Source organism: Rhodococcus sp. ARC_M12 (assembly GCF_022810385.1).
Classification (GTDB): domain Bacteria; phylum Actinomycetota; class Actinomycetes; order Mycobacteriales; family Mycobacteriaceae; genus Rhodococcoides; species Rhodococcoides navarretei.
In genome coordinates this window covers 135,385-147,973 of sequence record NZ_JALGQI010000014.1, presented here as the reverse complement: position 1 = coordinate 147,973, position 12,589 = coordinate 135,385, and the positions used below count along the sequence as shown (strand labels likewise).

Sequence of the window (12,589 nt, the reverse complement as noted above, 5' to 3'; positions counted from 1 at the left end):
CGGCCGCCCCCGCACACTTCGCAGCGAGGGCGGCCGTGGTCGCGGTGGTGTCAGCTCGCGATCATGCCGTGTGGATCGATGACGAATTTCTGCGCGACACCGCTGTCGAACTCACGGTAGCCCCGTGGCGCGTCGTCGAGCGAGATCACGGTTGCGTTGACCGCCTTCGCGATCGAAACCCGATCCGAGAGAATGGCATTCATCAGTTCACGGTGGTAGCTCATCACCGGGCACTGACCGGTGGCGAACGAGAGCGACTTCGCCCAACCGGTGCCCAGGCTGAGCGACAGAGCACCACGCTGGGCAGCTTCGTCGACACCGCCGGGATCTCCGGTGACATACAACCCGGGAATGCCGATGCCACCGCCCGCAGTGGTGATGTCCATCAGCGAGTTGAGCACCGTGGCCGGTGCCTCGCGGGACGAGTCTCCGCCGTGGCCGCGGGCCTCGAACCCCACGGCATCCACCGCGGCGTCGACCTCGGGAACACCGAGAATCTGTTCGATCTGATCCTGCGGCGCACCCTTGCCCACGTCGACGGTCTCGCAACCGAACGTGCGCGCCTGGGCCAACCTGTCGGCGTTCATGTCACCGACGATCACCACCGACGCTCCCAGCAATTGCGCGCCGACGGCGGCGGCGAGGCCGACCGGTCCCGCACCCGCGATGTACACCGTCGCACCAGGTTTGACACCAGCGGTCACCGCTCCGTGGAAACCGGTGGGAAAGATGTCGGACAGCATGGTCAGATCAAGAATCTTCTCCAGTGCCTGGTCACGATCGGGAAATCTCAGCAGATTGAAGTCCGCGTAGGGAGCCATGACGTACTCGGCCTGGCCTCCGACCCAACCGCCCATGTCCACGTAGCCGAACGCCGAGCCCGGTCGATCGGGGTTGACGTTGAGACAGATGCCGGTCTTGCGTTCCTTGCAGTTTCGACACCGCCCGCATGCGATGTTGAACGGAACGGAGCAGATGTCTCCGACCTTCAGAAACTCGACATCCCGTCCGACCTCGACGATCTCGCCGGTGATCTCGTGGCCGAGCACCAGACCCTCGGGAGCGGTCGTACGCCCACGAACCATGTGCTGATCGCTACCGCAGATGTTGGTCGAGACGACCTTCAGAATCACACCGTGCTCGCACTTACGACCGACGTTCGCCGGGTTCACTCCGGGACCGTCGGTCAATTCGAGGCCCGGAAAGGCGATGTCCTGAACCTCCACCTTGCCCGGTCCGGCGTACGTCACTGCGCGGTTGTCTGCCATGAGTTCTCCTCTTCGTCGAGTGAGCTGGGTGACCAGCGGGCCGGGATCATCGATCCGATCTGCGCCTGTGGCCCGCATCACACCAGTATGCACAGTTTTGCATATGCGCGTCTGCGCAGAACCAGGAATAAGCGCTACTTGACTCACCCGATGTTAGCGCTCACACTGTGTTGCACACGTCACAGTGGGTGACAACACGAAGGAGTTCTGCATGCCGGTTGACCGCTACACGGTAGGAGTCGACTTCGGCACCCTCTCCGGCCGGGCCGTCGTGGTCCGCGTGTCCGACGGTGCCGAAATAGCCTCTGCCGTACACGAATACCGACACGCCGTGCTCGAGGAGACGCTGCCCGACGGCACGGTGCGTTTGCCCGACGCGTGGGCTCTGCAGGTGCCCGACGACTATCGCGACGTCCTGCGTCGTGCGGTTCCGGCCGCACTGGCCGCCGCAGGCATCGCACCCGAGCAGGTGGTCGGAATCGGTACCGACTTCACCGCATGCACCATGGTGCCCACATACGCGGACGGCACCCCGTTGAGCGAGGACCCTCGGTTCGTCGATCGACCACATGCGTACGTCAAACTGTGGAAACACCATGCGGCGCAGGGCCAGGCAGATCGCATCAACGAACTGGCCGCCAGTCGCGGCGAGAGTTGGCTCCCCCGCTACGGCGGCTTGATCTCGTCGGAATGGGAATTTGCCAAGGCCTTGCAGATTCACGAGGAAGACGCCGAGATATACCAGGCCATGGACAGATGGGTCGAGGCGGCCGACTGGATCGTCTGGCAGCTGTGTGGACGCTACGTGCGCAACGCCTGCACCGCCGGCTACAAGGGCATCTACCAGGACGGTCACTATCCCTCGGTGGACTTTCTCACCGAACTGGCACCGGGCTTCGGCTCGTTCGTCGCAGACAAGCTCGATCAGCCGATGGGCGAGTTGGGTTCACGGGCAGGCTCCTTGACCGCCGAGGCCGCGCAATGGACCGGGCTACCCGAGGGCATCGCCGTGGCGGTCGGCAACGTCGACGCGCATGTGACTGCACCCGCCGCGGGCGCTGTGGAACCAGGCCGGATGGTCGCCATCATGGGGACCTCGACGTGCCACGTCATGAGTTCGACGGTCCTGAAGGACGTTCCAGGTATGTGCGGGGTCGTCGACGGCGGCATCATCGCCGGATCCTTCGGCTACGAAGCGGGACAGAGCGGCGTCGGCGACATCTTCGGTTGGTTCACCCGCACCGGAGTTCCTGCGTCCTACAGCGAGGCGGCATCCGCGGCAGGTGAGTCGATACACGAGTATCTGACGCGACTGGCGGAGACGCAGTACGTGGGCGAACACGGCCTCGTCGCGCTCGACTGGCACAGCGGCAACAGGTCGATCCTGGTCGATCACGAGCTGTCCGGTCTGGTCATCGGCTCGACGCTCGCGACGCGGCCCGAGGACACCTACCGCGCTCTGCTGGAGGCGACGGCATTCGGCACCCGCGTCATCGTCGAGACGTTCCGCAACAGCGGCGTTCCCGTCGAGGAGTTCGTCGTGGCGGGAGGTCTGGCCCGCAACCCGTTGCTCATGCAGATCTACGCGGACGTCCTGCGAATGCCGTTGTCCGTCATCGCATCTGCACAGGGCCCGGCGCTGGGATCTGCCATCCATGCCGCGGTGGCCGCCGGCTGCTATCCCGACGTGCCGGTCGCGTCGAAATCGATGGGCAAGGTCCGGCGCAATGCCTTCGTACCGGACGAGCACCGATCGAAGACCTACGACTCGCTCTACGAGATCTACCTGGAACTGCACGACCGCTTCGGTCGGGACGTACCGACGATGCGCCGGCTGCGATCACTCCGGCGCGCTGCCCTGACCAGGAAGGTGGATGCGAAATGACGGTTGTCGAGGAAGTCCGCGAGGTCGTCGAAGAGATACGCAAGGATGTGTGCGCCTTGCACTCCGAGCTGGTGCGGTACGGCCTGGTGGTGTGGACGGCCGGCAACGTCTCGGCGCGGGTTCCCGGGCGGGACCTGCTGGTCATCAAGCCCAGTGGCGTCTCCTACGACGACCTCACGCCCGGCAACATGGTGGTGTGCGATCTGTACGGCAAGGTGGTCGACGGTGACCATGCACCGTCCTCCGACACCGAGGCGCAAGCCTATGTCTACCGGCACCTCGAGCACGTCGGCGGTGTGGTGCACACACATTCGCCGTACGCCGTTGCGTGGGCGGCCCGCGGCGAACCCATTCCCGTGGTCACCACGATGTGCGCGGACGAGTTCGGCGGGGACATTCCGGTCGGTCCCTTCGCGACGATCGGCGACGACTCGATCGGCCGGGGGATAGTCGACACCCTCGCGGACAGTCGATCTCCGGCAGTGTTGATGCAGAACCACGGAGTGTTCGCAGTAGGACCCACCGCTCGATCGGCGGTGAAGGCGGCGGTCATGTGCGAGGACGTCGCGCGATCGGTACATCTGTCCTACCAACTGGGACAACCACTTCGCATTCCGAACTCGAAGGTCGACGCACTGTACGACCGCTACCAGAACGTCTACGGCCAGCGCTGACCGGCGCACCACGTTGTTTCACGGAAGGTACATTCTCCATGTCCGAAGTATGGTTTCTCACCGGCAGCCAAAGCCTGTACGGCCCCGAAACCCTCGAGCAGGTAGCCATCCAGTCTCGCGAGATCGCCGACAAACTCGATGCGGCACTTCCGGTCTCGGTGGTCTGGAAGCCGGTTCTGCTCGACGCGTCGTCCATCCTGCGCTGCATGCGCGAGGCGAACGCCGCCGACGAATGCGTGGGTGTGGTGACGTGGATGCACACCTTCTCCCCCGCCAAGATGTGGATTGCCGGGCTCGACGCGTTGGACGTCCCGCTGCTGCATCTGCACACGCAGGCCGGAATGTCGTTGCCGTGGTCGACGATCGACATGGAGTTCATGAATCTCAACCAGGCCGCCCACGGCGACCGCGAGTTCGGACACGTCGAATCTAGGGTGGGTGTTCTGCGCACGATCGTGGCGGGCCACGTCGACAATCCTGCGGTCCTGCAGCGTGCGGAGCAGTGGGTGCGAGCGGCTCTCGGTCGCGCGGAGCTCAGGTCGCTGTGCCTGGCACGTTTCGGCGACAACATGCGTGATGTCGCGGTGACCGAGGGCGACAAGGTCGAAGCGCAGTTGCGATTCGGAGTGTCCGTCAACACCTACGGGGTCAACGATCTCGTCGCGGTAGTGGACAGCGTGAGCGATTCGGCGGTGTCGGACCTCATCGACGAGTATCGGTCGTCGTACGACATCGCACCGAGTCTCGACAAGGGCGGTGACCGTCATGAATCCCTCCGCTACGGTGCCCGCGTCGAGGCCGGCCTACGGCAGTTCCTGACCGACGGTGGCTTCAATGCCTTCACCACGAACTTCGAGGATCTCGGTGGGCTTCGCCAGTTACCGGGGCTCGCAGTGCAACGGCTGATGGCCGACGGGTACGGCTTCGGCGGCGAGGGCGACTGGAAGACCTCGATGTTGTTGCGCGCCATAAAGGTGATGGCCGAGGGTCTCGACGGTGGAACGTCGTTCATGGAGGACTACACCTACCACCTGGTCCCCGGGGAGGAGAAGATCCTCGGAGCACACATGCTGGAGGTGTGCCCGTCCATCACCACCTCGCGGCCCACCCTGGAGATCCATCCGCTGTCCATCGGCGGCCGCGAGGACCCGGTGCGACTGCGCTTCACGGCGGATCCCGGCCACGGCGTAGTCGTCGGACTGTCCGACGTAGGTGAGCGGTTCCGGTTGACGGCCAACGTGATCGACGTGGTCGAGCCCGACCAGGCATTGCCGAAGCTGCCGGTGGCGTGTGCAGTGTGGGAGCCGCAGCCGTCACTCGCGGTGTCGGCCGAATCCTGGCTCACGGCCGGGGCACCCCACCACACGGTTCTGAGTACGGCCATCGGTCTGCCTGTGCTGGAAGCATTCTCGGACATGATCGGGGTCGAGTTGCTCGCTATCGATTCCGGCACCACGACACGAGGGTTCCAGCAGACACTGCGCTGGAACGCGGCGTACCACCGACTCGCGGCCAAGTTGTGACGTCTTTTCTCTGAACGCCGATCGGAACGCCCTCGACGTTCGCGACCGTCGGGTACGTTTCGACCCATGGCTCCGACGTGGGAACAGATCCGAGGTTCGAACTACGGCACTATGGGCCGATCCGTCAGCGGCATCGTCCACCGACCGGAGGGGACCTGGCAACGGGTGATTCATCTCCCCGAGGCGACGTGGCGCTACGAGGACGAATCCGGGCAACCGACATTCCTCGAGAACCCGTCGGCAAGCTGGTCGCGCGACTCCGACGGCACGATGATCCACACCGACAAGTCCGACGGCACGATGTTCGTAGCGGTCGGCGGCGGATCGCCTGCAGCGTTGTTGCGCGCATACGACGCCTTTCCTCCCCGGCCGGGCCGTGGGTTCGACGAGCAGCGCTTCGTCGAACCCAGCGAGCCCCGACCGGTCTCGGTTCGTGGCCGTGACGGTTGGGAAGTCACGGGGACAGATCAGTTCTCGAACGAGCCGGTGACCTATGTGTTCGACGCCGAACTCGGGGTCGCGTTGCGCTGGCAGCAGGGCCAGGAATCGCTGGAACTCGAAAAGCCGGTCCTGGACGGAGAATTCGAGTCCGCGCTGTTCGAGTGGGACGGGCCTGCGCGATCGATCGAGGACGAGATCGCAAGGATGCAGCGCGAGGAGAAAGAAAAAGAGCGCGCAATCGCGGACATACCTCAGGCCGTGCCGACGTGGCTACCGACGACGATCAACGCTCGGTCGACGTCGGGCAATCCTCGCACCGGCGAGCTCACGTTGTCGATCCACGGCCAGTCGCCACAATTCAACCTGCGCCGCTGGGTGACCGCGATCGGGGAGACCTCTCTCGAATGGCCGAACGACAGCACTCCCGAACGGTTCCGGCGGTCGATCGGCGTCTGGACTTACGAGATCCGTAGCTACCAGGAGATGGGTCCGGACGACTGTGCCCGGATTGTGGAATCGATCGTTGCGGTGGACCCACCTGCACGAGACGCCGAGGAGATCGCAGCCGAGCTCGCTGCCGAGGAGAGTGACCGGCAGGAAGCGGAGGTCCTCGCAACCCTGGGTACCGGACGTTCGCTCAGGGATCATCTGATGAGCGAATCACTCTCGATACGAACCGATTTCAGTGATGATGTCGCATGGCGCGATACAGCAGTCGCTGCCATGGCACCGGTGCCGCAGGGCGACGATACGGAATTCGCGGCCTACCTGACCTGCATCGACAATCGCGAGAACGACGGCATGACCGTCGACGGCCTCCTCGACGCAATCGGTGAACCGCCGCCCTACTACGCCTTTCTGGTCGACGCCGAAACCATGAGCAACCCCGAGAAGCCGATCATCTGCGTCCATACCGGCCCCGACGAGCCGGAACGACCACGCGGCAGGACCTTTCGTGTCGTTCCTTCGGAAATGTCCAGCGTCGAAAACAATCTATCGATCGCGAACATGGACTTCGAGGATTTCGCGAACAGTGCAGACGACGATGGAGTATTCCGGGGCTTCCGATAGCAGCGTGTGCGCGAATCATGGGCGCGCCGCCAACCGGCTGTGTAGATCACCCGTGCCGTTTTCGATATTCCTGCTCGGCTCCGGGGTGAAGGGGGATGCTGCCGGTCATGACGAGCGACCGCGCGTCGAGAAACTGGCTGCCGATCGCCTGTCCGGGAACCAGCCCGGACGACTGATCGAGAAGCACGCTCACCAGCGCAGCGACAACGCGGTCCGGCACCTGAGGATGCGCCAGCAGAATGTTCGGAATACCGACTGTGGTGACCTCCGGATGCTCGCCGTACACGTTTGCAGGAACCAGCACCGCCTCGTACGCGGTACCGAACTCGCGTCTGAGATCAGCAACGACGGTACCCAGATCGAGTAGCCGGATCCCGGTTCGAGGCTCGGCAAACGCCGGAGTCGGCAGCCCGCCCGCCCACATCACGGCGTCGATTTCGTTGGTTGTCAGGGCATCTGCCGCCGAGCTCATCGACAGCTGAACCTGTTCGACAGCACCTGCTTCCGCCACACCCGCTGCGCGGAGGACTCGCTGCGATACTTCGGTGGCACCGGATCCCGGGGCACCGATGCTCACGTTTCGCCCTCGCAGATCCTCCATGGACTCGATAACCGAGTCCGCACGCACTGCCACTTGAAAGTAGTTCTCGTAGACGCACCCGACCGCCGTGAGCTCTCTGCTCGGATGGCTGTAGGCGGCGTCCATGAGCGTCAGGGCCAGCTCGGCCTCCCGAGAACCCAACGCCTCGAGGTTGTCGACGGAGCCGGCCGTCGAGAGTGGAACGATCTCCGCTGCATCGGTTTCAGCGGCAGCGTCGGAGAGTAGTCCGGCGAACTCCCAGAAGAATCCGCCGACCTCGCCCGCCGCGAGTCGCAGCTGCATCGGCGGGTCCGAGGAGCAGGCACCCACGACGGCAGCGCTCAGGGCGAACAGACCGGCCTGCAGCGCCGTTCTACGTGAGAACGACGCTGCAGGCTCGGCCATGTCAGTCACTGTAAATCACTGGAACGCTCGACCCTGCTCTCTGTCGAGCACGGTCTCGGACTTGTTGCGCAGCACGAAGATGTACACCAGCAGCGAGATGGCGATCACGACCGTCACGTAGAGGATGAACCAACCCACGTGTCCGCCGTTCTTCGCGGCTTGATAGATCAGTGGTGCTGTGCCGCCGAAGGCCGAGTTGGCAAGTGCGTATCCCAAGCCGACGCCGAGTGCGCGGACGTGCGAGGGGAACAGCTCCGCTTTGACGATCGCATTGATCGAGGTGTAGCCGGTGAGGATGACGTAACCGACGCACACCAGAGCAAGCGACTGCACCACCGAAGTCGCCGTCGGCAGGTACGTGATGAGTACGTAGGTGTACAGCACGCCACCGATGCCGAAGAACACGAGCAGCGGCTTGCGGCCCACCTTGTCACTGATCATTCCGCCGATGGGCTGCAGCAGCATGAGGAAGACCAGGCCGGCGAGGTTGATCCAGGTACCGGTCATTCCCCGGTCCTCGTACGCGGTCTTGACCATCGAGGGTGCGTTGACGCTGTAGGTGTAGAACGCAATGGTGCCGCCGGCCGTCACCATGAAGCAGATCAGCAACGCCCGCCAGTGGTTGGCGACCAACTCCTTCAAGGAACCGGAGGCTTTGTCCGCACCGCTGCGAACGGCGTCGAGTTGATCCTTGGTCAAGGATTCATCCATGCTGCGACGCAGCCAGAAGACCACCACTGCCGCGACTCCGCCGATGAAGAAGGCTATGCGCCAACCGAAGTCCTCGATCTGTTCGCGCTCGAGGAACACCTGCATCAGCAGCAGAGTCACCTGTGCGAGCACATGCCCACCGACGAGGGTGACGTATTGGAACGACGAGAAAAATCCCCGACGCTCACGGGTGGCGGCCTCGGACATGTAGGTAGCCGACGCTCCGTACTCACCACCGGTGGCGAAGCCCTGCACCAGACGGCACAGGATGAGGATCACGGCGGCCCACACGCCGATGCTCTCCCGCCCTGGGGTGAACGCGATGACCATCGAGCAGGCCGCCATCATCGAGACGCTGAACGTCAGCGCAGCCCTGCGCCCGTTACGGTCCGCATAGCGGCCGAAGAACCACGACCCGACCGGTCGCATCAAGAACGTGACGGCAAAGATCCCGTACACGTAGATGGTGGAGTTCTTGTCGGCAGAGTCGAAGAATTGATTCTCGAAGTACGTCGCGAAGACGGTGTAGACGTACACGTCGTACCACTCGACCAGATTTCCGGACGACCCCCGCAACGTGTTGAAGACGGCACGGCGGGTGGCAGCGCGAGAGGAGACGGGTGGACTCGGGAGCGTCGAACCGGTGATCGAGGTGGCCTCGTTGGCCATGGTTTGGTCCTTCCACATTCAGCGGGCAATTGGGCTGCCGGTCAACGATCGACAACCGAAGCCTCCCTACTGTGACCGCAAGCACAGCCCGAGACCAAGCCGTTTCGGATTTCCTAACACTCCCTTAGGAAACGACTTGCGGAAGCCGCAGTTCGATCCGCAGTCCCACCGGTCGACTCGCCATGACTCGAAGGGATCCGCCGGCTCGCTCGGTCAGGGCGTGGACGATCGACAGCCCCAGACCGGTGCCGTCGCCGTGCGCACTCGACGCTCGATAGAACCGATCGACGACCTTGTCGAGTTCGATTGCTGGCACACCGGGCCCGTTGTCGGACAGCCACATCGTGACGTCCGCGTCACTGGTTCGGTAGCCGATCTCGATGGCGGACCCGGAGCCGGCGTACTTGGTTGCATTGCTCAGCAGAGCGTCGAGAATTCGAGTCAGGTCGTCCTCGGACATCGCAACTCGACTATCCGTCTCGGCATTCGGCTCCGAGACATGAACGGTCATTCCGGCCACGACTATCGTGCTCGACCAGAATTCGACTCGATCTGCAACGACGGCACCGAGGTCACAACCCGGAGATCGAGTGCTCGCCGGTGTTTCGGCAGCTGCGAGAACGAGCAGGCCTTCCACCACCGAGCTCAGGCGATCCACCTCGAGTGTGGTCCGCAGGTGCGCATCGGTGGCCGAATCCGGCACCCGCATGCCCAGAACGTCCATCCGAATTCGCAACGCTGCCAGCGGGTTCCGAAGAGCATGGGCAGTGTCGGCCACCAATCGACGTTGCGCAGCGGTGGCGGCCTCGACGTCGTCGGCCATGGCCTCGAAGGCACTGGACAGCTCACGCACCTCCGGTGGCCCGACGTAGGGCACCGGCTCGAGTCGGTGCGATTCTTCGATCGATACCTGATCGTGGAACTTGTCGCCGAACGAGTGGACTCGGGAGGACAATGCGCTCAGCGGACGAACGACCCAGCGTGACAACGCAACAGCAATCGCCGCCACCGTCGCGAGAATCAGCATGGCACCGACAGCGATGATCACCCAGGCAATTACGACGTCCCTGCGCGCAGAATCGGTGGATGCCGCGAGGACCACCGCGCCGTCCACTTGCGATCCCCCACCGACCGGGGCGGCGATCAACACCGAGGAATCCGACCACGGCGTCAGGCTCGACGGTAGGTCGCCGCGTTGATTGCGCAACGCTCCTGCCACCGCCTGCTGGACGTCCGCACGCTGCACGTCCAGGCCGGCTGTCGCCCGCACCCCTCCGGTGCGATCGACGACGGCGACTCCCTCGTCGTAGAGACTGTTGTAGCGCTGCAACGATTCTCGGATACGAGCTACACCGGATTCGTCTTCTCGCGAGCTGAGTTCTGCAAAGAACGATGCTGCAGCGGCTCGATTCTCGCCGAATCGTTGGGCCCGTTCGCGGCCGACCAACAGCGCGAGAGGAACCGACAGAGCAATCACGACGACGGTGGAGTAGATCATCAACACCAACAGGACTCGCCGCCGCACGTCAGGTATCCCAGCGGTAGCCGAAGCCGCGGATGGTGACGATCGCACCCGGGCGAGCGAGCTTGGAACGCAACGCCGTCATGTGCACGTCGAGCGTTCGTGAAATCGCGACATAGGCGTCACCCCAGATCGCGTCCATCAACTGTTCCCGGCTCACTGCTTCGCCGCGTCGCGTCACGAGATGCGCCAACAGGTCGAACTCTTTGGTGGTCAGTGTAACAGCGCGTCCGTCGACTTCGACGGCACGGCCGGAGAGATCGACGACGACGTCACCGAGTGTCAGCCTGTCTGCCATGGGTTCGCTCGCCGCGCTTCGACGATGCGCGGCCACCTCGAGTCTCGCGTGCAGTTCACCCAATCGAGCCGGCTTGACGACGTAGTCGTCGGCACCGCCGCGCAGGGCCCGTACCACCGAGCGCTCGTCGTCCCGTGCTGTCAATACCACCACCGGAACCGAACTGAGGGTTCGTAGTTTGCGAAGAACATCGAGGCCGTCCATGTCCGGTAGTCCGAGATCCAGTAATACAACGTCCATCTCGTGATAGCCGAGCAACACGTCGGCACCGCGGCGCATGCGGACAGGCGTGTGGCCCACCTCGGTCAACGCGTCCACCAACGCCTCGCCGAGCCCATCGTCGTCTTCCACCACAGCTATTCGCATCGAACTCAAGATAGGGCACCGGACGCACGCGGACGTCAGAGTTCGCGATCGGGTGTCATGCGCGGGATGCCACCGGTGGGCGACGGTAGTGAACGCTCAGGTGCAGCCCGGGTGAGCACCCGGTTCGTCAGGCCGGCGCGCTCGCGCGAAGGCCGGGTGCCAGTGCGATATCGATGAGTTGCTCGAGCGTCAGTACGCCGTTGGCGTTCAAGTCGATTCGGGTGCCGTCGGTTGCGAGCGCAATGACGCGCTTCGTGTCCCTGCGGTTGACAATGTCGAGCACCGTTCCGTCTGTTTGCGTCGAGCGCTCCTCGACGACGCCCGCGAAGCACGGACCGGCCGGCTGGTCGGACAGCCGGACGGTGACTGACAATATGCCGGTCCGATCGGCGGCGGTGATGGTTCCGAGCGCTTGGGCCTCGCCGTCGAACGACTGCCGTACTGCGAGGGCGTCGAAGCCGAAGGCAGGTGCGAACGGCTCGGGTTCGACTACTGACCCGTCGGGTAGCGCCGCGATCAAGGCATCGGTCATTGCCTGCGATTTGGCCTCGAATCTCCACGGCACCTCGGAAACGTCGGCGTCGCCCTCGATGGCGAATGCGTAGTTCACTCGCACCGAGTCCTCTGGCTGAATGACCTCCGCGCAACCTGGAATCGCGATCGGTTCAGGCTGCGGTTCGTGGAGCAGGCCGGCCACGACCGTGCCGGCAGCAACAATGCCCACGATCACCGCAACCGTCGACCACACCGAGCCCCGCGTACCTGTCGATTTCATACAGTCCTTGCCGTCTCGGGATGGGGTGTGTCGTCATTCTGGCATCTCGGGGGTGTAGTTCTGTGCCCAGCGGGGCACACCAAGATTGTCCAACCTACGGCGACCCCTCGCCCCGACCTTGTGGAGACTTCATGACGATGCCGACCGACGCAAGCGATGCAGTTCCGTCCGACGGCAGCAACGACGGCCCCCGAGAGCACACTGCCGAGACCGACGCGGTCGAGGGCGCGCACGTGGACGAGGAGAACGTGCCACACCCTCCGGAGAACGGAGACGTGCAGAACTGAAGCGCTGCTCGACGCCATGGTCGGTAGATGATCACGAACGTCGAGCACATTCGCCGGTTGGCCCAGTCGTCGCTTCGACGCTGGGCAACCGTCGGGTTCGAAGTCTTACTTCCT

The 12,589-nt window shown here is 63.9% G+C and carries 11 protein-coding genes; 5 read left to right on the top strand and 6 right to left on the bottom strand.

The window, feature by feature from the left end; genetic code table 11:
* Positions 1–50: 50 nt before the first annotated feature.
* A complete protein-coding gene (gene fdhA / locus MTX35_RS18305) occupies positions 51–1,268 on the bottom strand; it encodes a formaldehyde dehydrogenase, glutathione-independent (protein ID WP_243596336.1) in 1,218 nt (405 codons plus the stop codon).
* A gap of 211 nt (positions 1,269–1,479) precedes the next feature.
* Between fdhA and araB the strand changes: the two genes are divergently transcribed.
* The 4 genes from araB (at position 1,480) to MTX35_RS18285 (ending at position 6,862) form a co-directional block, all read left to right on the top strand.
* Complete coding sequence (araB, locus tag MTX35_RS18300) at positions 1,480–3,153, top strand: ribulokinase (RefSeq protein WP_243596335.1); 1,674 nt, start codon at positions 1,480–1,482, stop codon at positions 3,151–3,153.
* Complete coding sequence (locus MTX35_RS18295) at positions 3,150–3,827, top strand: L-ribulose-5-phosphate 4-epimerase (protein ID WP_243596334.1); 678 nt, start codon at positions 3,150–3,152, stop codon at positions 3,825–3,827. Before araB ends, MTX35_RS18295 begins: the two co-directional genes overlap by 4 nt.
* Positions 3,828–3,865: 38 nt before the next feature.
* Positions 3,866–5,350, top strand: a complete 1,485-nt coding sequence (gene araA / locus MTX35_RS18290) for an L-arabinose isomerase (RefSeq protein WP_243596333.1) — start codon at positions 3,866–3,868, stop codon at positions 5,348–5,350.
* Between the two features lie 66 nt (positions 5,351–5,416).
* The gene (locus tag MTX35_RS18285; RefSeq protein WP_243596332.1) at positions 5,417–6,862 is read left to right on the top strand and encodes a hypothetical protein; all 1,446 of its coding nucleotides are present in this window, start codon (positions 5,417–5,419) and stop codon (positions 6,860–6,862) included.
* A 46-nt stretch (positions 6,863–6,908) separates the two neighbouring features.
* On the opposite strand, the gene MTX35_RS18280 is transcribed toward MTX35_RS18285, so the two are convergent.
* From MTX35_RS18280 to MTX35_RS18260, 5 genes are all read right to left on the bottom strand, one after another.
* On the bottom strand, positions 6,909–7,847 hold the full coding sequence (locus MTX35_RS18280; protein ID WP_243596331.1) for a TAXI family TRAP transporter solute-binding subunit: 939 nt from the start codon (positions 7,845–7,847) through the stop codon (positions 6,909–6,911).
* A gap of 15 nt (positions 7,848–7,862) precedes the next feature.
* Positions 7,863–9,227 (bottom strand): MFS transporter, encoded by a 1,365-nt coding sequence (locus MTX35_RS18275; RefSeq protein ID WP_243596330.1) that lies wholly within the window; start codon positions 9,225–9,227, stop codon positions 7,863–7,865.
* Between the two features lie 124 nt (positions 9,228–9,351).
* Positions 9,352–10,752 (bottom strand): HAMP domain-containing sensor histidine kinase, encoded by a 1,401-nt coding sequence (locus tag MTX35_RS18270; protein WP_243596329.1) that lies wholly within the window; start codon positions 10,750–10,752, stop codon positions 9,352–9,354.
* Position 10,753: 1 nt separating this feature from the next.
* Positions 10,754–11,413, bottom strand: a complete 660-nt coding sequence (locus MTX35_RS18265) for a response regulator transcription factor (protein ID WP_243596328.1) — start codon at positions 11,411–11,413, stop codon at positions 10,754–10,756.
* A 127-nt stretch (positions 11,414–11,540) separates the two neighbouring features.
* On the bottom strand, positions 11,541–12,188 hold the full coding sequence (locus MTX35_RS18260; RefSeq protein ID WP_243596327.1) for a hypothetical protein: 648 nt from the start codon (positions 12,186–12,188) through the stop codon (positions 11,541–11,543).
* 131 nt (positions 12,189–12,319) lie between these two features.
* Between MTX35_RS18260 and MTX35_RS18255 the strand changes: the two genes are divergently transcribed.
* On the top strand, positions 12,320–12,475 hold the full coding sequence (locus tag MTX35_RS18255; protein WP_243596326.1) for a hypothetical protein: 156 nt from the start codon (positions 12,320–12,322) through the stop codon (positions 12,473–12,475).
* Positions 12,476–12,589: the final 114 nt, after the last annotated feature.

Excerpts from the sequence above, each read along its gene's own strand:
- fdhA (WP_243596336.1), bottom strand. The coding sequence starts at position 1,268 with ATGGCAGACAACCGCGCAGTGACGTACGCCGGACCGGGCAAGGTGGAG.
- araB (WP_243596335.1), top strand. The coding sequence starts at position 1,480 with ATGCCGGTTGACCGCTACACGGTAGGAGTCGACTTCGGCACCCTCTCC.
- MTX35_RS18295 (WP_243596334.1), top strand. The coding sequence starts at position 3,150 with ATGACGGTTGTCGAGGAAGTCCGCGAGGTCGTCGAAGAGATACGCAAG.
- araA (WP_243596333.1), top strand. The coding sequence starts at position 3,866 with ATGTCCGAAGTATGGTTTCTCACCGGCAGCCAAAGCCTGTACGGCCCC.
- MTX35_RS18285 (WP_243596332.1), top strand. The coding sequence starts at position 5,417 with ATGGCTCCGACGTGGGAACAGATCCGAGGTTCGAACTACGGCACTATG.
- MTX35_RS18280 (WP_243596331.1), bottom strand. The coding sequence starts at position 7,847 with ATGGCCGAGCCTGCAGCGTCGTTCTCACGTAGAACGGCGCTGCAGGCC.
- MTX35_RS18275 (WP_243596330.1), bottom strand. The coding sequence starts at position 9,227 with ATGGCCAACGAGGCCACCTCGATCACCGGTTCGACGCTCCCGAGTCCA.
- MTX35_RS18265 (WP_243596328.1), bottom strand. The coding sequence starts at position 11,413 with ATGCGAATAGCTGTGGTGGAAGACGACGATGGGCTCGGCGAGGCGTTG.
- MTX35_RS18260 (WP_243596327.1), bottom strand. The coding sequence starts at position 12,188 with ATGAAATCGACAGGTACGCGGGGCTCGGTGTGGTCGACGGTTGCGGTG.
- MTX35_RS18255 (WP_243596326.1), top strand. The coding sequence starts at position 12,320 with ATGACGATGCCGACCGACGCAAGCGATGCAGTTCCGTCCGACGGCAGC.